Annotated in this window: 18 protein-coding genes and 2 tRNA genes; 13 read left to right on the top strand and 7 right to left on the bottom strand. The window is 70.1% G+C overall.

Annotated elements, in window-relative coordinates; all coding sequences use genetic code 11:
- The first annotated feature begins 55 nt into the window (after window positions 1-55).
- From ACIQMX_RS19780 to ACIQMX_RS19770, 3 genes are all read left to right on the top strand, one after another.
- On the top strand, window positions 56-667 hold the full coding sequence (locus ACIQMX_RS19780) for a DUF3566 domain-containing protein (RefSeq protein WP_363066943.1): 612 nt from the start codon (window positions 56-58) through the stop codon (window positions 665-667).
- Window positions 668-744: 77 nt separating this feature from the next.
- Window positions 745-818: transfer RNA gene (locus ACIQMX_RS19775), tRNA-Ile, on the top strand.
- Between the two features lie 111 nt (window positions 819-929).
- The gene (locus ACIQMX_RS19770) at window positions 930-1,130 is read left to right on the top strand and encodes a superinfection immunity protein (protein ID WP_363066944.1); all 201 of its coding nucleotides are present in this window, start codon (window positions 930-932) and stop codon (window positions 1,128-1,130) included.
- Between the two features lie 122 nt (window positions 1,131-1,252).
- On the opposite strand, the gene ACIQMX_RS19765 is transcribed toward ACIQMX_RS19770, so the two are convergent.
- Window positions 1,253-1,627 carry a DUF6344 domain-containing protein gene (locus ACIQMX_RS19765; RefSeq protein WP_363066945.1) on the bottom strand — a complete coding sequence of 125 codons (375 nt, stop codon included), beginning with the start codon at window positions 1,625-1,627 and terminating at the stop codon, window positions 1,253-1,255.
- A 317-nt stretch (window positions 1,628-1,944) separates the two neighbouring features.
- On the opposite strand from ACIQMX_RS19765, the gene ACIQMX_RS19760 reads away from it, so the two are divergent.
- Together ACIQMX_RS19760 and ACIQMX_RS19755 are read left to right on the top strand one after the other, a co-directional pair.
- Window positions 1,945-2,079, top strand: a complete 135-nt coding sequence (locus tag ACIQMX_RS19760; protein WP_003958712.1) for a DLW-39 family protein — start codon at window positions 1,945-1,947, stop codon at window positions 2,077-2,079.
- 391 nt (window positions 2,080-2,470) lie between these two features.
- Entirely contained in the window at window positions 2,471-3,811 is a 1,341-nt protein-coding gene (locus ACIQMX_RS19755) for a hypothetical protein (protein WP_402479731.1), read from the top strand.
- 1 nt (window position 3,812) lies between these two features.
- Here the strand turns inward: ACIQMX_RS19755 and ACIQMX_RS19750 are convergent, their stop codons facing one another.
- Window positions 3,813-5,144: a serine/threonine-protein kinase gene (locus tag ACIQMX_RS19750; RefSeq protein WP_402479729.1), complete on the bottom strand. Its 1,332-nt coding sequence runs from the start codon at window positions 5,142-5,144 to the stop codon at window positions 3,813-3,815.
- A 62-nt stretch (window positions 5,145-5,206) separates the two neighbouring features.
- Window positions 5,207-5,755 (bottom strand): DNA-binding protein, encoded by a 549-nt coding sequence (locus ACIQMX_RS19745; protein ID WP_363066948.1) that lies wholly within the window; start codon window positions 5,753-5,755, stop codon window positions 5,207-5,209.
- A gap of 170 nt (window positions 5,756-5,925) precedes the next feature.
- On the opposite strand from ACIQMX_RS19745, the gene ACIQMX_RS19740 reads away from it, so the two are divergent.
- Window positions 5,926-5,998, top strand: a tRNA-Ala gene (locus tag ACIQMX_RS19740).
- A gap of 143 nt (window positions 5,999-6,141) precedes the next feature.
- Here the strand turns inward: ACIQMX_RS19740 and ACIQMX_RS19735 are convergent.
- The 3 genes from ACIQMX_RS19735 to ACIQMX_RS19725 form a co-directional block, all read right to left on the bottom strand.
- Entirely contained in the window at window positions 6,142-9,078 is a 2,937-nt protein-coding gene (locus ACIQMX_RS19735) for an FG-GAP repeat domain-containing protein (protein ID WP_402479726.1), read from the bottom strand.
- A 2-nt stretch (window positions 9,079-9,080) separates the two neighbouring features.
- On the bottom strand, window positions 9,081-11,657 hold the full coding sequence (locus ACIQMX_RS19730; RefSeq protein ID WP_402479723.1) for a S8 family serine peptidase: 2,577 nt from the start codon (window positions 11,655-11,657) through the stop codon (window positions 9,081-9,083).
- Between the two features lie 221 nt (window positions 11,658-11,878).
- Complete coding sequence (locus ACIQMX_RS19725) at window positions 11,879-12,598, bottom strand: DUF5324 family protein (RefSeq protein WP_402479720.1); 720 nt, start codon at window positions 12,596-12,598, stop codon at window positions 11,879-11,881.
- Window positions 12,599-12,952: 354 nt separating this feature from the next.
- Here ACIQMX_RS19725 and ACIQMX_RS19720 point away from each other — a divergent pair, with 354 nt between their 5' ends.
- Window positions 12,953-13,480: a peptidylprolyl isomerase gene (locus tag ACIQMX_RS19720; protein ID WP_363068406.1), complete on the top strand. Its 528-nt coding sequence runs from the start codon at window positions 12,953-12,955 to the stop codon at window positions 13,478-13,480.
- A gap of 151 nt (window positions 13,481-13,631) precedes the next feature.
- Window positions 13,632-14,531, top strand: coding sequence for a rhomboid family intramembrane serine protease (locus ACIQMX_RS19715; protein WP_402480146.1), 900 nt, complete (start codon window positions 13,632-13,634; stop codon window positions 14,529-14,531).
- Between the two features lie 298 nt (window positions 14,532-14,829).
- Here the strand turns inward: ACIQMX_RS19715 and crgA are convergent, their stop codons facing one another.
- The gene (crgA, locus tag ACIQMX_RS19710; protein ID WP_136326732.1) at window positions 14,830-15,084 is read right to left on the bottom strand and encodes a cell division protein CrgA; all 255 of its coding nucleotides are present in this window, start codon (window positions 15,082-15,084) and stop codon (window positions 14,830-14,832) included.
- Window positions 15,085-15,225: 141 nt separating this feature from the next.
- Here crgA and ACIQMX_RS19705 point away from each other — a divergent pair, with 141 nt between their 5' ends.
- Genes ACIQMX_RS19705 through ACIQMX_RS19685 form a run of 5 tightly spaced genes read left to right on the top strand, consistent with a single transcriptional unit; the run spans window position 15,226 to window position 19,024 of the window.
- Window positions 15,226-15,993, top strand: coding sequence for a DUF881 domain-containing protein (locus tag ACIQMX_RS19705; protein ID WP_402479716.1), 768 nt, complete (start codon window positions 15,226-15,228; stop codon window positions 15,991-15,993).
- A gap of 25 nt (window positions 15,994-16,018) precedes the next feature.
- The gene (locus ACIQMX_RS19700; RefSeq protein ID WP_402479713.1) at window positions 16,019-16,729 is read left to right on the top strand and encodes a class E sortase; all 711 of its coding nucleotides are present in this window, start codon (window positions 16,019-16,021) and stop codon (window positions 16,727-16,729) included.
- Window positions 16,730-16,785: 56 nt separating this feature from the next.
- Entirely contained in the window at window positions 16,786-16,974 is a 189-nt protein-coding gene (locus tag ACIQMX_RS19695) for a hypothetical protein (protein ID WP_148019760.1), read from the top strand.
- Complete coding sequence (locus tag ACIQMX_RS19690; protein WP_363068412.1) at window positions 16,971-17,609, top strand: aminodeoxychorismate/anthranilate synthase component II; 639 nt, start codon at window positions 16,971-16,973, stop codon at window positions 17,607-17,609. The genes ACIQMX_RS19695 and ACIQMX_RS19690 overlap by 4 nt, the downstream gene beginning before the upstream one ends.
- Complete coding sequence (locus ACIQMX_RS19685; protein WP_402479709.1) at window positions 17,606-19,024, top strand: class E sortase; 1,419 nt, start codon at window positions 17,606-17,608, stop codon at window positions 19,022-19,024. The genes ACIQMX_RS19690 and ACIQMX_RS19685 overlap by 4 nt, the downstream gene beginning before the upstream one ends.
- Window positions 19,025-19,047 lie beyond the last annotated feature (23 nt).

Raw genomic sequence — 19,047 nt, 5'->3', positions numbered from 1 at the left:
AGGAGCAGGCGGGAACGGTGCCCGTGGCCCTGCCACGGACTCCCAAGGGGGCACTGTGACGGATACCCGGGGCCCTCAGCCCCAGTACGAGGGTTACGCGACCGGGCCGCTGCCCGGTGAGCGGGAACCCGCACCGGGCCAGGCGGGCCCGTACCACCCGCCGCAGGCCTACCCCTCGCCCCCGGGCGGGACCCAGGGCGGCGGCCGGTCCCACGGCGGCCGGCAGGGCGCCGTGCAGGGCGCGGGAACGGCTCAGACGACCCGCAGACCCCGCACGGGCGCGCGGACGACTCCGCGTACCCGTAAGGCGCGTCTGCGGGTGGCCAAGGCGGATCCGTGGTCGGTGATGAAGGTCAGCTTCCTGCTGTCCATCGCGCTCGGCATCTGCACGGTGGTCGCCTCGGCGGTGCTGTGGATGGTCATGGACGCCATGGGCGTCTTCGAGACCGTCGGCGGCACCATCAGCGAGGCGACCGGTTCCAACGAGGGCAACGGCTTCGACCTGCAGTCGTTCCTCTCGCTGCCGCGGGTGCTGATCTTCACCTCGGTCATCGCGGTGATCGACGTGGTGCTGGCGACCGCGCTGGCGACGCTGGGTTCCTTCATCTACAACCTGTCGGCCGGCTTCGTGGGCGGTGTCGAGCTCACGCTGGCCGAGGACGAGTAGCCGCGCGGGTATCGATTTTGGGACTGGCCCCGACGTGCGCTAATCTTCTTCACGTCAGCGCGACACAAAAGCGCGGCGGGGCTATAGCTCAGTTGGTTAGAGCGCATCCCTGATAAGGATGAGGCCACAGGTTCAAATCCTGTTAGCCCCACAGCAGTAAGACGGAAGGCCGGTGGATCCCAGGATCCACCGGCCTTCTGCGTGCGTGCGGTCCTGGAGCTCCCGCGCGGTGGGCGTTCCGACAGATCGAGGTGTGGGTGACATGGACGTCGTGGTGACCGGGCTGCTGTCCTTGTTGGGCCTGGGGATCTATCTGCTGCCGTCGCTGATCGCCTTGAAACGGAGGACGAGCAACCGGTGGCTGGTTCTCGTCATCAACGTCCTCTTCGGCGCGACGCTCCTGGCCTGGGTGCTGGCCCTCGTGCTGGCCCTGCGCAGGCCCAGGGTCCCGTCCGTCGCGTGACACCGCCCCGCAGGACGCGCGCTGCGGACGTGACACCGGCCCGCAGGACAGCCTGCGGGCATGAAGAAGGCCCCTGCCGGGGATCCCGGTCCAGGGGCCTCGCGTGGTCGCGCGCGGTGCGCTCAGGGTGGCAGGGGGACGCCGTCCCGGGCCTGAGCGCTGCCGAGGGCCGTGCGGGCGCCGTGCGTGGCGCGGGCGGTGTCCAGGGTGTCGGGGGCGAGCGTCCGGGCGGCGGGCGAGGAACCGTGGGCCTCGGCGCGGATGCGCTGCTTCATCGTGGGCGGCAGTGCCCGGTCACGCGGGAGGGTCCATCGGACCGACGGGGCGGCCGGAGTTGCGGTGGTCCGGGCCGCGTGCTCGTGGCTCGTGGCCGCCGGCTCCGTGACCGTGGCTTCCGTGGCCGCCGCGGTGGAGCCTGCGAGGCCCAGCGACGCGAGGAGTGCGAAGAACGCGGTGATGAAGGCGGTCCAGATGTTCTTGGCCTTGAAGGTGCTCATGGCCCCTCACTTTCAGGTGGTCCGGTTTGCTTACCTTTCTGATGATGTGGATCCGGCTCGCGATTCCGTGGAGCGACGCCACCGATATGCCGTTCTTCAGATGAACACCACTCGTATGGTGCAACCGGTCCCGATCTGCGGTCTCCAGGTGTCCTGCGCGGGTGCTCCGGGAGCTCGGGCCGCCGATGCACAATCCGGCGATGATCGCTCTTCCGTAGGCGCCAGTTGGGTTGCGGGGAGGTCACCGGTCGATATCGGCCGATGTGTATAGTCGGGCAGCAGAACTCCCCAATGCCAAGGAAAGACGAGGTCGCGCGGTGAAGAAGCTTCTCCTGGTCGCACTGGCCGCCATCGGCGGGCTCCTCGTGTACCGCCAGATCCAGGCGGATCGCGCCGAGCAGGATCTGTGGACGGAGGCGACTGACTCCGTGCCCGCAGGTTCGGGTGTGTGAGACAGAACAGCCTGTCGCGGGCCCCGGTCGCAGATGCGGCCGGGGCTTCGTGCTGTTGCGGGACCGTGACGCCTGTGCCCTTGAGTTCCCTTACGTGAATAAATAGCTTGCTTGAGCAAAGAGTCTGGGGTTCGAGTGGTGCCGCGGGCGTCGGTGCCGGGGCGGCGAACCGGCCGGCCCGGAGCGCGGCGCGCCTGTGGCGAAGGGCCGGGGCGGGTACGGGAAAGCGCGACTCGACCGCGTCCGCAGACAGCGGTGGTGCGGGAGGGGCAGGATGGACCGGCATCGCGGCTGCTGCCGGGGCTGCCGTCCTGGCCTCGCCGGCCGCCGTGTTCGTATAGGCACGCAGCCGCTGCGGGGCAGCCGCACGGACGACGAGGGGAAGCGCGTGATGAGGCAGCGCAGCAGGGGCCGGGTGACGCTGGCCGCGGTCGCGGCGATGTGCGCGGTGGCGGCGCTGCCGGGACCCGCCCGGGCGGACGGCGGGACCCCCGCGTACGCCTTCGACCCGGGTGCCGAGGCGGTGGCCGGCGCGGTGGTGAACACCGATGCGAAGGCGCTCAACGCGGGCTCCGTCTACCGGAGTTCGATCAAGGCCGGCGAGAAGCTGTACTACCGGCTGAACCTGGACGCGACGACCAACGCGTACGTCTCCGCCGTCGCCGTGCCCAAGAGCGGCGGCAAGGTCGCCTACGGGGACGGCATCACGGTGAGCGTCAGGGACTCCTCGGACCTGCGGTGCAGCTCCGAGGACGCCCGGTTCGAGTCCGCGCAGTACCCGCGTCCGATTGCCGCGTACGCCTACCGGGTCGTGAAGAAGGACAGCAGCACCTGCCAGGGCCCCGGCACGTACAACGTCCTCGTCGAGCGGGAGAGCAAGGCCACCTCCGGCCCGGAGGACTGGGAGCTGGAACTGCGGTACGCGACGGAGCCGGAACTCGCCGACGACGCCGCGATGCCGACCGAGGCGCCGGAGGACTGGCCGTCCGCGTCGCCCGCGCCGCCCACGCCCGCCGGCGACAACCGCAGGCAGGGCGGCTCCGGTTACTACGACGCCACGAGCCTGGAGACGGGTGAGTGGAAGGACGGGATCACGCCGGGGCAGACCCGCTTCTACCGGGTTCCGGTGGACTGGGGGCAGCAGATCTTCGCCACGGCAGGCCTCGGCAACAGCCCCGCCTCCGACAAGTTCGTCGGCGGCGCGCTCGCGATGGCCCTGGACAACCCGGCCCAGGGCCATGTCGACGACGCGTCGCCCCTGGCGTACTCGGGCAAGCCGGCCTCCGTCTCGCTGGACCCGGTGCCTCCGGTCGCGTACCGGAACAGGTTCGACTCCAGCAGCAGTGTCAGCGCCATGCGCTTCGCGGGCTGGTACTACCTGTCCGTCACGCTGAGCCCGGAGGTCGCCGAGGCCTACGGCGACGGGCCGTTCCCGCTGACGCTGTCCGTCAAGGTCGAGGGCAGGGCCGAAGGCTCTCCGTACGCGGGCGACGCCGGGATCTTCGCGGTCACGGACAAGGACAAGGACCTGGCCAGGAGCGGCAGGAGCGGACCGCAGGCGGCCGAGAGCGAGAGCGACACCATGAAGCTCGTCGGCGCGGCCGGCATCGGCGTGGGCGCCGTGCTGGTCCTCGCGCTGGGCGTGTGGACACTGGTCGCGCGGCGCCGCGCGACCGCCGCCGCCGACGGCGGCGGGCAGTCTCCGTACGGAGGGCCGCCGCAGGCCTGGTAGCTCAGGCCTGGGTCAGCGCCCAGATGCCCACGGCGAAGCAGATCAGCGCCACCAGCAGAACCGGGACCGCCACCTTCGGGGGCGGTCCCGGACGCGTACGCGGCGCGTGCGGGGCGGGCGCCGGGACGGGCGGGCGGTGCGCCGCCGGAGCCTGCGGGTGCTGGGCGGTGTAGGCGCGGGTGAGCGGCTGTTCGTGCTGTACCGCGGAGGTGGGCGCCTGCGAGGGATCCGGTACGGCGGCCGGGAAGGGGGCCGTCGTACGGGTCGCCGGGTGCGGGGCGAGAGGGTGCGCGGCCTGGGGCGCGGGGGCGGCGGGCTGCGGGGGCGGCGGGAGATGGAAGCTGCCCGTCTCCGACATGGCGGTGGGGGCCGGTGTGTACGGCTGCTGGCCCGTGGCCTGCTGCCCCGCCGTCTGCTGACCGGTCTGCGGAGCCTGGGGAGCCTGCTGGTCCGTCACGGGTCCTGCGGGGCCGAAACCGGCGGGCAGCGGGCCGATCTGGTCGAAGACCTCGACCGGCTCGTCGTCGATCCCGGGCTCGGGCAGCATCTCGACGGCGGCCGTCAGGGCCTTGCGCGCGCCCGTCGCCGTACGGAAGCGGGCCTGCGGGTCCGGCTGGAGCAGACCCGCGAGGACCTGCCACAGCGGCTCGGGGATGCCCTGCGGGGCGCCGGGCGTCCCGTACGAGGCGAAGTGCTCGACGAGCGCCTGGGAGTCGGGCTTCTGGCCCTGGAGCAGATACAGGGCGACGAGACCGACCGCGAAGAGGTCCGCGGTGAAGTCGGGCTCCGCGCCCATCATCTGCTCGGGTGCGAAGTAACCCGGCGTCCCCACCACGTAGTTCGTCTCCGTGAGGCGGGGCTCGCCCTTGCGCATGGAGATCCCGAAGTCGGACAGCCGCAGATGCGGCCGGCCGGTGCCGGTGGCCTCCATCAGGATGTTGGCCGGCTTGATGTCCCGGTGCACGACCCCTTCGGCGTGCACCGTCGACAGGCCCGACAGCAACTGGTCGAGCAGCGTGCAGACGAACCTCGGGGGCAACGGGCCGTAGTCGCCGATGACATGGGCCAGCGAACCGCCGCTGACCAGGTCCATGGTGAACAGGACCTTGTCGTCGTCGGCCGCCCAGCTCGCCGGGGCGAGCACGTGGGGGTGCTCGATGCGCAGCGCCTGCTCGCGGACGAAGCGCAGCAGCGTGTGCGCGTCGCTCTGCTGGAGGACCTTGGCCGCCACGTACCGGCGGCGCCGGTGGTCCCAGGCGCGCCAGACGGCTCCGACCCCACCACGTCCGATCGGATCGATCAGTTCGTACCGACCAGCGAAGACCTCACCCATTGCGCTGCGCCCGCTCCCGTTCCCGTGTCGGCCCGTGCGTGTACGTGTATGTGTCGCCCGGTCTAGCTCTGGTGGCCCTCGTAGTGCGCCACCGCTTCGGCGGTGCGGCCCGCGCCGTACACCCTGAGGAACTCTGCCAGTTCCGGGTGGGTCGGAGCGAGGGAGTCCGCGGCGTCGATGATGTCGCCGGCGGCCGCGACGGACCGCAGCAGCGACTGGATCTCGCGGACCACACGGCGCACGGTGGGCGCGCCGCCGGTCGTCGTGGTCTGGCCGGTACCGGTGAGCACGGATCCTCCCTGGGACTTCTTGATCTCTTCCATGCGGTCGGTCGCCTCGCCCGCGCTGACGCTGCCGTCCGCCACCTGACTGGCCAGTTCCTGGAGCGCCTGGACGCGCTGGACGACCGCGGGGTTGCCGATCTTCGCCCGCTGGCCGCTCATGAGCTGGGACAGCATGGGGGCGGACAGTCCGAGTACCGCGGCGAGCCGCGCCTGGTTCAGGCCGAGGTCATCTATCAGCCGTCGGAAGAGCGCGCCCAGCGGCTCCCCGTACCAGCTGCGCTGAAGATCCCTGGCTCTGGCCGTTGCCTCTTGCTGCGCTGCATCCATGGCGTCTCCCCTTCGCTGCGGCTTCGCTGCTGCGAACCTCGTCGTGCATCTTACGGAGCGTGGTTCCCGACCGGGAGCCCTAATCTTTTTGGAAGTTTCCGGGGGTCACCGGGTACTCTGGTCTGCGGCGGTGGCCGATGACGCGAGATGTCATGTGCTGCCTGCTTTTGGGGGCCTTAGCTCAGTTGGTAGAGCGCTGCCTTTGCAAGGCAGATGTCAGGAGTTCGAATCTCCTAGGCTCCACAGCGGACAAGAACACCCTCCGCCCTGCGTGACGCAGGGCGGAGGGTGTTTTTCGTGCGGTGGTGCGGTGTGACGAGTGGTGCGGTGCCGGTCCGGCCGCCCGGGTTCGGGCGGCCGGACCGGCACCGTGCTCAGCCTTTGGTTCAGGAGAGCTTGAACGTCGACATCTGGTGGATGGCGTTGTTCAGGGAGAGGACGCCGCCGCCGAGCTGCTCAGCCGTGCGGTTGACGCCGAAGTCGTCGAAGTTCAGCGAGAGCATCTCGTCGGTTCCGTCGCCGTCGAGGTCGGCGGCGAGGTAGTTGCGGCCGCCCGCGGCATTGGCGGTGCCGTTGGCCGCCTGGAACGACCATCCGGTGGTCAGGATCGACGGGTCGTACGCGGCGAGACCGCCCTCGACGCCGCCGGCCAGCAGCTTCCGTCCGGCAGGACCGTTGATGAACTGGACCGAGCGCAGCGGCGCGACCACGGAGGCGTAGCTGTCCTCGATGCCCACACCCTGCATGCCCTGCATGACGCCGAAGCTCAGCTGGTACAGCGGGTCGTTCTTGCCGTCGATGAAGTAGTTCCCGTGCGACCAGGGGCTGCCGCCGTAGCGCTGGTAGACCACCTTGCCGGTGCGGCCGTCACGGACCTCGATGACGATCTTCGGGATCGGGACGTCGGTGCCGCTGTCGGCGTTGGGCTCGGCCATGGTGATCCAGGTGTAGACGACCGCGTGGCCGTCCGCGTACGGGATGTTCGGCGAGGCGAAGATGCCCTGGCTCAGCTCGGTGCCGAGCAGCTTGCCGTCCAGCGCGCTGCCGGGGGCCTGGGGGTCGGCGGTCCACTGGACGGCGCCCTTGCCGTCGAGGGCGACGCCGTTCACCGTCGCTGCCTTGGTGTCGAGTCCGTTGAGCGTCGAGTACGAGGTGTACACCCGGCCGTCGGAGACCACGGTGTCGGAGAAGACGACCTCGTCGGTGCCGGCGGGCGCGTTGTACGACCACAGCTGGGTGCCGCGGGCGTTGTAGACGCGCAGGGCGTCGGTCGGGACGAGGACCTCGTCCTTGCCGTCGGCGTTGACGTCGGCGACCGTGACGGAGCGGACGTACTTGCCGCCGCCGTCGATGGTGGTGAGGACGTTGCCGTTGGCGCCGTCGAGGACGACGGTCGCGGTGTCGGCCGCGACGACGATCTCGGGCCTGCCGTCGCCGTTGACGTCACCGGTGGCGATGCTGTGCACCGAACCCGGGACGGTGGCCTGCCACAGCTTCTTCGGCGTGCCCGTGAGCAGCGACTTGCCGGAGTAGGCCCACACGCCGCTGGAGTTGCCGCCCGCCACGACGTCCGGCTTCTTGTCGCCGTCGAGGTCGACGGCCTTGGCGTAGCTGAGGTCGGCCTGCAGCGGCGTGATGCTCTTCTGCTTGCCGTTGCCGAACTTGTAGTCGTGGATGTTCTGGTTCTGGTCCACGGTGCGGACGAACTGATTGCCACCCGACTTGTACAGCTGCTGGTACATCGGGGAGGCCGCGAGGCCCTTCTGCTGCCAGTCGACCTTGCCCTTGGCGTTGAACACGGTCAGGGCGCCGTACTGGTTGCCGCCCACGTTCGCGGCCTTGTAGATGCTCCGGTCGTCCTGCCCCGCGGCCACGAGCTGGCCGCCGACGGTGTCCAGGTTCCAGATGCTGGCGCCGTTGCCCTGGTTCTCCGCGTCGCGCTTGACCGTGTAGGTCCAGTCGACGGTGGAGCCGTCCTTGCCGCTCAGCACGCGGATGGTGCTGGCGTTCACGTTGTAATTGGAGTCGAACGTCGACTCGCTGACGACGTACTCCGTGCCGCCGCCCGTGGCCGCGTCGCCGACGGTCATGGCGGTCGGCATGGCGTTGACCCGGGTGTCCAGCGTGGTGCGCTCGCCGGTCTTCAGGTCGTAGGTGGCGATCTCGTACGTGATGGCGTCGTTGACGTCCGACTGCTCGAGCGCGACGACGTGGCCGCGGGCCGCGTCCAGGTGCAGCTGGCGGTTGTACAGCTCGTTGTCGTTCTTCCAGACCACCGAGCCGTCGCTCGTGTCGAGGACGAGGGTGTTGCCGTGCGCGGCGACGCCGTTGTCCCTGGCCAGGTTCCAGGAGACGGCGGCCTTGCCGCCACCCAGGTCCTCCAGCGCGCCCCAGCTGGCCGTGCGGGTCTCGCCGGTGTCGTAGGTCCACGTCGAGGACGGGGTCAGCGCACCGTCGGCGTACGAGAAGCGGATCCCGGTGAGGGTCGCCGTCTGGGTCGCCGGGGAGTTCTGGTTGAACCGGGGGGTGTCCGCGACGAGGAGGGTACCGTCGACGATCTTGACCATCGTGGCGTACGAGTACAGCTTCGACCAGACGGTCTTGCCGGTCTTGCCGTCCAGGACCGTCACGAACGTGCCGGTGGTCAGGTCCGAACCGGGCGAGGTGAAGGGCCGGTACGGGGCGGATCCGACGCTCGCGGAGAAGACGAGGTCCGGGACGCCGTCACCGGTCAGGTCGCCGGTGCTGTAGCCCTGGTCGGAGTACGGCGAGAGCGGGCTGACCGCGTTGTAGCCCATCAGGATGTGGGCCGGGTATGCCTCGGTCTGGTAGACGCGCAGGGGCTTGACCTGCCAGTCGCCGTACAGCGAGGTGTTGGTGCGCGCCCAGACGGTGGAGCCGTCCGCCTTGTGCAGCTGGACGTTGCCGAGGCTGTGCACCGTGAAGTACTGGCTGCCCTGGGCGGGCACGGTGGCGGCGATGCCGCGCACACCCTCCAGGGTCGACTTGTTGGTGAAGGTGACCGGCGTCGAGGCGTCGGCGGCGGCGTCCAGCTTCGAGCCGCTGCCGGACTTGGCCGCACCGGCGGCGGCGTCCGTGGACGCGCCCGCGTCGGACGTGTTGTCGCCCGTGGTCTCGGCCTGGTCGCCGTACACGTCGACGTTGAGGTGGTCGGCGAGCTTCGTGGCCTGGGCGTCGGTCAGCTTCATGACCGAGCTGCCGTGGTCGGCGGCCAGCGCGTGCGGTGCCGAGGACAGGGCGAGGCCCGCCGCCACCAGGGCGGAGGCGAGCGTCAGTGCCCGCTTGGAGTGAGGGGATCTCATGGTCAGGCTCCCTGAGCGAAACGGATCGCCGAACCGTCGGTGAGGACGGCCTGGTTGAACGAGTACTGGAGGGCGTCGGTGCCCGCCTGGTTCTCGAGGCCGACGGTGGCGGAGGAGCCGCTGCCGGGCACGGACTTGTACTGGAAGGTGATGGCGCCGGTGGCCTCGTCGAAGACCGCCTCGAAGGTGACGCGGGACTTGCCGTCGGAGACGAGCACGGCCTGGTTCCAGACGATGGCGAACTGGCGCTTGCCGGCCTTGCCCTTGAGGGCGGTCTGCACGCTCGACTTCTTGTCCAGCGTCAGGTCGTCCCAGAACGGGGCGGCGATGCCGTGCACTCCGTAGAGGTTCGGGATCTCGGTGTTGGCGTAGTCGCCGAGGCGCGGCGCCATGAAGTTGACCAGGCCGTTGCTGGTGACCGAGGCGCTGGAGTAGTCGACGCCGTACAGGTTCACCCAGAAGGGCAGCGAGATGGTCTTGGCGTCCTCGTCACCGCTCAGCGGGACGGCGGTGCTGCCCTTGATCCAGGAGTACGTGGCCGGGGCACAGCTGTTGCCGGAGTTGTCGGTGCGGGCCGGGAGCTGCACGGTGCGGGTCTCGACGCCGTCGACGACGATGCTCGCGGTGTAGATGCCGTTGCACAGGACCGGGACGGCGGGCTTCACGGTCAGGGTGTAGGTGCCTTCGGCGACGGCGGGAAGGGCGTAGGAGCCGTCGGCGCCGGAGACGACCGAGTCCACCGGGACGCCGGTGAGCTCGACGGTGGCCTTGGCCAGCGGCTTGCCGGTGACGTCGAGGACGGTGCCGGTGACCGGGTGCGTGGGCACGGCGTCGAGCGTGACGTCCTGCTTGAGCGGCTGGCTGCTGGTCAGTTCGACGCCGGAGAGCGTCTTCACCGCGTGGCCGTAGGCGGTCAGCGTGAAGTCGTAGGTGCCCGGGACGAGCGAGAAGCGGTAGGTGCCGTCGGAGGCGGTGGAGACCTCACGGGCGTCGGACCCGGGGGTCGTGGCCTTGATCGTGACGCCGGACAGGGGCTTGCCCGTGGTGGCGTCGGTGACCGTGCCGGAGACCGTCACGGCGGTGTGCGGGGCCTTGTCGATGGAGGAGAGGATGTCGAGCTTGCCCTCGCCCCAGACGTTGTTCATGCCGGCGGTGCCACCGCAGTGGGTGTCGTCAACGTCACGGGCGCCCTGGTTGAGCAGCGCGCGCGTCTCGTCGATCTTGCCGATCAGCGACGGGGCCGCCGACCACAGGAGCGCGACGGCACCCGCGACGTGCGGGGTCGCCATCGACGTGCCCTGCTCGGTGTTGTACGAGGAACCGGGCCAGGTCGACTGGATGTTGACGCCCGGGGCCGAGATGTTCGGCTTCGCGGAACCGTCGACCAGGGAGGGACCGAAGCCGGAGAACTTGGCGATCACACCGTTCGCGTCGTACGCGCCCACGCCGTAGGACGTCACCTGCGAGCCGGGGGCGTGCGCGGTGGAGCAGGTCGCGCCGTCACCGTCGTTGCCGGCCGCGAAGGCCTCGAAGATGCCCGCGGAGTTCCAGGCCTCGACGATGTCCTGGTAGAACGTCGTGTCGTCGCCGCCCCAGGAGTTGTTGACGATGTTCGGGGCGAGGTCCGGGCGGGGGTTCTGCCCGTTGTGGTCGGTCGGCGCGAGGATCCACTGGCCGGCCTTGAGCAGGTCGCCGTCGAGGCACTCGCCCTGCGATCCCCCGCAGGCCTTGGCCGCCATCCACGTCGCGTTCGGCGCGACGCCGATGCCGTTCTTGGCGACCATCGTGCCCATCGTGTGGGTGCCGTGGCCGTTGTCGTCGCACGGCGTGCTGCTGGTGGCGCAGTAGCCGGTCGCGTCGTAGAAGTTGTAGTCGTTGGTGAAGGTGCCGTCACCGTTGTTGCCGCGGTACTGCTTCACCAGGTCCGGGTGGTCGTACTGCACACCCGAGTCGACGCTGGCGATGACGATGCCTTCGCCGCGGTCGTCGTACTGCTTCCATACGTCGTCCGCGTTGACGTCGGCGATGCCCCACTCGGGGGTCTCGTCGCCGCTGTCGGCGGTGTCCGTCTTCGCGGAGGTGCGCGCCTTGGTGACCTTGGCGTCGGAGGTCTCGGAGTCGTCGAGCTTGAAGTGCCGCTGCTTGACGATCGAGGCGACGTCCGAGCGCTTCGCGAGCTCGTTGACGAGCTGCTGGTCGCCGGTGACCTGGACCGTGTTGGCGATCCAGTAGTCCTGGTGGCCGACCTTCTTCTTGTCGAGGAAGGAGGTCAGCGAGGACTGGGAGGCCTTGGCGTGCGCGCGCAGCTCGCTGTACGCGGCCTTGGCCTTCTTCGCGTGCGTCTTCTGCTTCTTGGCGCCGGCCAGGTCCGCCTGGTCCTTCAGGACGACGAAGAAGGTGGCGTCGCTGCCGCCCTTCACCGCGCTCGTCAGGGCCGAGTCGACCTTGGCCGAGGCGGACGGCGACGGGGCGTCCGCGGCCATGGCCGGGAGCGAGGTGGTCAGCAGGGTGGCCGCGGCGAGCGAGGCCACCGCCCATGCGGCGCGTCTGCTGCGCCTAGGGGGTCGGGGCAGGGACATCGGGCACTCCTCCGGGGGAAGGTACGAGGTGCCCGCACCCTAGGAAGAGGCCGTTACTCGGTCATTACAGCGTTTGACGGCCCTATCCGCCGCTCTCCGCCCACCTGCCCTTTTCCGCCGGTCCGACCCCCGTCGCGGCGGAACGACGGACGGGCGCCGGAGGACCGTGTGGTCCTCCGGCGCCCGTGTTCCGGCTGCCGGGTACGTCGCGGTGGTGCGGGTCAGGGACGCTCGTCCGGGTCCTGGCCCTCCAGGGTGCCGTCCGCCTCCGCTTCGGCCTGCTTGGCGCGGACCTCCGGGTCCAGGAGCGCCGGGTCGCTGCCGTCGACCGAGGTCAGCGGGGCGCGGTCGTCGACCTCGGTGGGGGCGGGGGGCTCGACCAGCCAGTCGGGGTTGGCCTGCTTGTCCCACCACCGCCAGGCCACGTAGGCGGCGCCCGCCAGGAGGCCCGCCACGGCCAGGCCCTTGAACGCGCGACCGCACTTGGCCCGCCGTTCGTGCTTCCGGGTCAGCTTCCTGATCTCCTTCGGCGTGACCTGCCCGCGCAGAGCGGCCAGCGCGGCCGTGCTGCGGGCCGTGGCCTCCTCGGCCACGGGCTGGGCGGCGGCGAGGGCGTGCTCGACGCGCGGGACGGTGTAGTCCGCGGCGCTCCGGGCGGCCTGACGGGTCAGCAGGGCCGCGCGCTGCGCCGCCTCGTCGACCTTGGGGGGCACGTGTGCGAGGGCGAGTTCGAGACGTGGTGCGAGGTGTGCGTCGTACTGGACACGGGCCTGCTGAGCTGCCTTCGACACCTTCGGCGCGAGCAGTGTGCGGGCCTCGTGCGCATAGTGAACGGCCTGTTCCTTGGCCGAGTCGGCGTAGGGCGCCACCACTACCGCGGCGTGCTGCACGTTGTCCCTCGCCGAGTCGGTTGCGGCGCGCACGCTGTCGATGCGGGTCACGGGATCCTCCTCCTTGGTGGCGGGTAGGTACTCCGCCTATCCACCCAATTCGAGATCATGCCTGCAGGGGACCTGTGCGGCACGCGGAGCGGGCATCCGGGTCATTCGGTTCATCGGGGATGCCCCGGGGCAAGCAGGTGCAAGGGGAGCCTGCCGACGACAATGCCACGGTTCGGTCCGCCACGCGCTGGTTCGTCACGCACTTGGCCGCATTTGTTCCCGTACGGCGGCTCGTCGCGGATGAGGGGGCGCGACGGTGAACGGGCCGGGTGCGGCGCGGCCGGGCCGGGCGCCGGGCGGGGCGGTCCGTGCGAGGATCGGCTGACGTCAGATCAGACTTAGGGAAGGCAGACCGTGGCCGAGCAGCTTTACGCCACCTTGAAGACCAATCAGGGCGACATCGAGATCCGGCTTCTGCCGAACCACGCGCCCAAGACGGTCAAGAACTTCGTCGAGCTCGCCACCGGTGAGCGCGAGTGGACCCACCCGGCGACCGGAGCCAGGTCCAAGGACCGGCTGTACGACGGCACCGTCTTCCACCGGGTCATCAGCGGCTTCATGATCCAGGGCGGCGACCCGCTGGGCAACGGCACCGGTGGCCCGGGGTACGAGTTCGGCGACGAGTTCCACCCCGACCTGGCCTTCACCAAGCCGTACCTGCTGGCGATGGCCAACGCCGGCCCGGGAACCAACGGCTCGCAGTTCTTCGTGACCGTGTCGCCGACCGCCTGGCTGACGGGCAAGCACACCATCTTCGGCGAGGTGGTGGACCCGGCGAGCCAGAAGGTGGTGGACGCCATCGCCGCCGCCCCGACGAACGCGCGCACCGACCGCCCGGTGCAGGACGTCGTCATCGAGTCGGTCGTCGTCGAGACGCGCTGATCGCCCGACGTCACCACCCGGTCACGCTCCGGTTCGGCTCCCGGGAACCAACCGCCCTGTCCGTCCGTACTTGTTATGAGGGCGGGCGTGCAGGGCGGTGCCGTGTGCGCTGTCGCCACGACGAGGACGGAGGGGACCGCGCATGGGACCGATGGACCAGCAGCCGCCGGGCGGCCACGGCCCGACCCCGCCTGTCGACGGCCCGGTCAGCTGCTACCGCCACCCCGGCCGTGAGACGGCGATCCGCTGTACCCGCTGCGACCGGCCCATCTGTCCGGACTGCATGGTCAGCGCCTCGGTCGGTTTCCAGTGCCCGGACTGCGTGCGCCAGGGGTCGGGTACGGGACACCACCCGGCTGCCAGCCGGCCGCGGACGATCGCCGGCGGTGCGGTCGCGGCCGACCCCCGGCTGATCACCAAGATCCTGCTGGGGATCAACGCCGCGGTGTTCCTCGCCGTGCTGGCCAACGACGCGCTGCTCAATGACCTGACGCTGCTGGGACAGGCTCCGTACTACCCGTACGGCCCGGTCCAGGGAGTCGCGGAGGGCCAGTGGTACCGGCTGTTCACGTCGATGTTCCTGCACGAGGCGGTCTGGCACTTCGCCTTCAACATGCTGGGGCTGTGGTGGCTCGGCGGACCGTTGGAGGCGGTGCTCGGACGCGCCCGCTACCTGGCGCTCTATCTGATCTCGGGGCTGGCGGGCGGCGCCCTGACCTACTGGCTCGCCGCGCCGAACCAGCCCTCGCTGGGCGCCTCGGGAGCCATCTTCGGCCTGCTGGGCGCCACCGTGGTGCTGATGCGCCGGCTGAACTACGACATGCGCCCGGTGTTCATGATCCTCGCGCTCAACCTGGTCATCACCTTCAACCCCTGGGGCGGGATCGCCTGGCAGGCACATGTGGGCGGACTGGTCGCGGGCGTGCTGATCGGGATCGGCATGGTGCACGCGCCGCGGGAGCGGCGGAACCTCGTGCAGTTCGGGACCTGCGCCGCGGTGCTGGCCGCGGTGGTCCTGATCGTGGTCGCGAGAACGGCCGCGCTGACGTAGACGGGCACGGTCAGCCCGATACGGACCGTTTGTGATCGAAGTTGTCCACAGCGTGTACCTGATCTTGTGCATGGTGTGGGTACAACTGTGCCCCCTGTCGCTGAGCTGGGTTTTTCCAGCCAGGACAAGGGGCGTGCCGCCCGCTTCGAGGGGTGGCTGCAGTCACACCGGCGTCAACGACCGAGGAGTTATCCACAGATCGTCTGACCTTTTCCCCCGCCTGTGGATAACGCTGTGGGTAACTCAGGGCAAGGGTTGCGGGACCGGTCCCCGCTGTGGTGCTACGCGCTCCGCGGAGCTACTTCCACTGGGTCGAGACGCCGAAGCCGCCGGCGATGAAGCCGAAGCCGACGACGATGTTCCAGTTCCCCAGCGAGTCGATCGGCAGGTCGCCGTCGGTCACGTAGAAAACGACGATCCAGGCCAGACCGATCAGGAACAGCGCCAGCATCACCGGCGCGACCCAACTGCGATTGGTCAGCTTTATGTTGGTTGCCTGCTTCGCCGGAGGCGGCGTGAAGTCGGCCTTCTTGCGGATACGTGACTTCGGCACGAGGAACTCTCCTGTCGATGCGCTGCGTGACCGCGCAGGGAACTGTGGCTTGCGCCGGGGCTGGGCGCGAGGGGGAATGCTGCCTCCCCGGGGCGTCCGTTAGCGTAGTGCTTCCGTGGCGCCGAAGGAGATAAGGGTACGTTGAGCAATTCTGCCGACTCTCCCCCAGGCCCGGTCCGGCGCAGCTTCCGGCACCCGGCCAAAGTGCTCACGGCTGCCGTTTTCGCCCTGGCGGGCCTCATCTTCGTCACCAGCGCCAATACCGCCAAGGGCACCAATATCCGTACGGATTCCTCGCTGCTGAAACTCTCCGATCTCATTGAGCAGCGCAGTGAGAAGAACGCCTCCCTGGACGAGTCCGTGGCCTCCGTGCGCGACGACATCGACACCCTCGCCCAGCGCGACGGCGACAGCACCGCGGCGGAGGAGGCCAGGCTCAAGGCGCTGGAGCGCGCCGCCGGCACCTCGAAGCTCTCCGGCCGCGCCGTCTCCGTCACGCTGAACGACGCCCCGCAGAACGCCACGGCGAGCCCCGGATACCCCGATCCGCAACCCAACGACCTGGTCATCCACCAGCAGGACCTCCAGGCCGTCGTCAACGCGCTGTGGCAGGGCGGCGCCCGCGGCATCAAGGTCATGGACCAGCGGCTGATCTCCACCAGCGCGGTGCGCTGCGTCGGCAACACCCTGATCCTCCAGGGCCGGGTCTACTCGCCGCCGTACAAGATCACCGCGGTCGGTGACCCCACGAAGCTGGAGCAGGCGCTCGATGCCTCCCCGGCGATCCAGAACTACCTGCTGTACGTGAAGGCGTACGGGCTCGGCTGGAAAGTCGACGAGCGCGAGGCGGTGACTCTTCCCGGCTACTCGGGCACAGTGGATCTCCACTATGCGGAGCCGGTGAAGTAGCGAGCAGCTGCGGGGAGGCCGACCGGTGTCGGTGCGACTGATCGTCAGGACGTTCAGCGAGCTGTGCATCACCGTCGGCGCGCTGATCATCCTCTTTGTGGTCTATGTCTTGTTCTGGACCGGTGTGAAGGCGGCGGGCGCGACCGAGGGCCAGATCGACGACCTGCAGAACCAGTGGGCGCACGGCGCGGTGACCACCCCCGCCCCGCAGGCCTCCGCCGCGACCCCGAAGCCGTCCGCCCCGGCACCGGCCCCGAAGACGTACCGGGACGGGAAGCCGTTCGCGATGCTCTACATACCCCGCTTCGGGAAGGACTGGGAGTGGCCCGTCCTGGAGAACACCGAGGTCAAGACCCTGCAGAAGGGTCTGGGGCACTACCGGGGAACCGCGGCGGCCGGCGCCAGGGGCAACTTCGCGGTGGCCGGGCACAGGCGCACCTACGGCGACCCGTTCAAGGACTTCCCGAAGCTGCGGCCCGGTGACGCGGTGATCGTGACGGACGGGACGACGTGGTTCACGTACCGCATCGACAAGAAGCCCTACCGGACCGTGCCGAGCGATGTCGGTGTCATCGATCCGGTCCCGCGCAAATCCGGCTTCGACGGACCCGGCCGCTATCTGACGCTGACCACCTGCGAGCCCGAGTGGGGCAGCAGCCACCGGCTGATCGCCTGGGCGCACCTGGACGCGACGCAGCCCGTCACCGACGGGAAGCCCGCGGCTTTCCACAGCTGACCCACGGCGATGCCCCGGCCCTTTAGTCTGGTCCCGTACCGAATGGAGGGGTCAGCATGTACGGCTGGATCTGGCGGCATCTGCCGGGCAACGCGTGGGTGCGTGGGTTCATTTCGCTCGTGCTCGCCCTGGCGGTCGTCTACGTCCTGTTCCAGTACGTCTTCCCGTGGGCGGAGCCGCTGCTCCCGTTCGGCGATGTGACGGTGGACGGCGACGGCACGAGCGCGATGGGGGCCGGCCGATGAGCGCCCGCATCCTCGTCGTCGACAACTACGACAGCTTCGTCTTCAACCTGGTCCAGTACCTCTACCAGCTGGGCGCCGAGTGCGAGGTGCTCCGCAACGACGAGGTGACCACCGCCCACGCCCAGGACGGCTTCGACGGCGTCCTGCTCTCACCCGGCCCCGGCACCCCCGAGCACGCGGGCGTCTGCGTCGACATGGTGCGGCACTGCGCGGCGACCGGCGTCCCGGTCTTCGGCGTCTGCCTGGGCATGCAGTCGATGGCGGTGGCGTACGGCGGCGTGGTGGACCGCGCCCCCGAGCTGCTGCACGGCAAGACGTCCCCGGTGATCCACGAGGGCGCGGGCGTCTTCGCCGGTCTGCCCTCGCCCTTCACCGCGACCCGCTACCACTCGCTCGCCGCCGAACCGGACACGGTTCCCGAGGAGCTGGAGGTCACCGCGCGGACGGCCGACGGCATCATCATGGGGCTGCGCCACCGGGAGCTGGAGGTCGAGGGGGTGCAGTTCCATCCGGAGTCGGTGCTCACCGAACACGGCCATCTGATGCTGGCGAACTGGCTGGCGCGGTGCGGTGACGCGGGAGCCGTCGGGAGGTCGGCGGGACTCGCGCCGGTGGTGGGCAAGGCCGTCGCGTGACGCCACCCCGCCATGGATCCGACGCCGGACAGGACGGCCCGTACGAACCGGGCGGTTTCGAGGCGGCGGTGGATCACCTGGCGGACCCGTTGAACGACCCGCTGCCCGGGCGGCACGCCTCGCCGTGGTCCCGGCCGGAGCACGCCCCCGTCGGGCAGGCGGCCGGGGACGCGGGCGGGGCGGGAGGTCCCGGAGTCGGTACGGTGCCGTCGCGGGCGTCACACGGGCCGCAGACGGCCCAGGACCCTCCGCGTGAGTGGTACGACCCCGAGGGATACGAACGGGACTGGTACGGGCGCCAGGAGCCCGCGCAGGAGGTTCCCGCAGCACCGGTCGTCCCCGGCCCCCGGGCCGACGAGACCGTCACGCTGCGGAGGGCGGAGCCCCGGCGCGTGGTGGTGGCCGACCAGGCGGCGACGGTGGCCCTGCCGGTGACGGCCGTCCGCCCCGGACCGGAGCGTGAATCCGGGGCAGCGGCCGCATGGGAAGCCGCCGAACGGGACGCGGCCGGCCCGGACACCGCCGGACCGGACGCGGCAGAGCGGGACGCGGCGGGACCGGACGCCTCGGCTCCGGTCACCGGCGGGCGGGCCGAGCGGCGCCGGGCGGCGAAGGGGCGCGGGCGCAGGCGTGGCGAGGGGCAGCCGGAGGCCGCGATGGCGGCGGGGGCCGACGGCGCGGGCGCGACGCCTCCGAAACCGATGTCGCGGGTCGAGGCACGACGAGCGGCCAAGGCGGCGAAGGACAGCCCCGCGGTCGTCGTCAGCCGGGTGGTCGGCGAGCTGTTCATCTCGCTGGGCGTGCTGATGCTGCTCTTCGTCACGTACCAGCTGTGGTGGACGAACGTGCGCGCCGACCAGATAGCCGGCAAGGAGACGCACAAGATCCAGGACGACTGGGCCAAGGGCAAACGCAGCCCCGGCGTGTTCGCACCGGGTGAGGGCTTCGCCATCATCCACATCCCGAAACTCGACGTGGTCACGCCGATCGCCGAAGGCATCAGCAAGGAGAAGGTCCTCGACCGCGGCATGGTCGGGCACTACGGCGAGGAACCGCTGCGCACGGCGATGCCCTCGGACAAGCAGGGCAACTTCGCCCTGGCCGGCCATCGCAACACGCACGGCGAGCCCTTCCGCTACGTCAATCGGCTGAGCCCCGGCGACCCGATCGTGGTCGAGACACAGGACGCCTACTACACGTACGAGATGACGAGCGTCCTTCCCCAGACCTCGCCGTCCAACGTGTCGGTCATCGGCGCGGTGCCGCCTCAGTCGGGGTTCAAGAAGCCGGGCCGATACATCACCCTGACGACCTGTACGCCCGAATTCACGAGTACGTACCGTTTGATCGTCTGGGGCAAGATGGTCGACGAACGGCCTCGCAGCGAGGGCAAGCCCGACGCGCTCCTGGACTGAGCGGGCCGAACGACATCACGACA

The organism is Streptomyces sp. NPDC091416 (assembly GCF_044756845.1).
Classification (GTDB): Bacteria; Actinomycetota; Actinomycetes; order Streptomycetales; family Streptomycetaceae; genus Streptomyces.
Note: the sequence above shows the minus strand (reverse complement) of the source record. Positions and strands in the feature narration are given on the sequence as shown.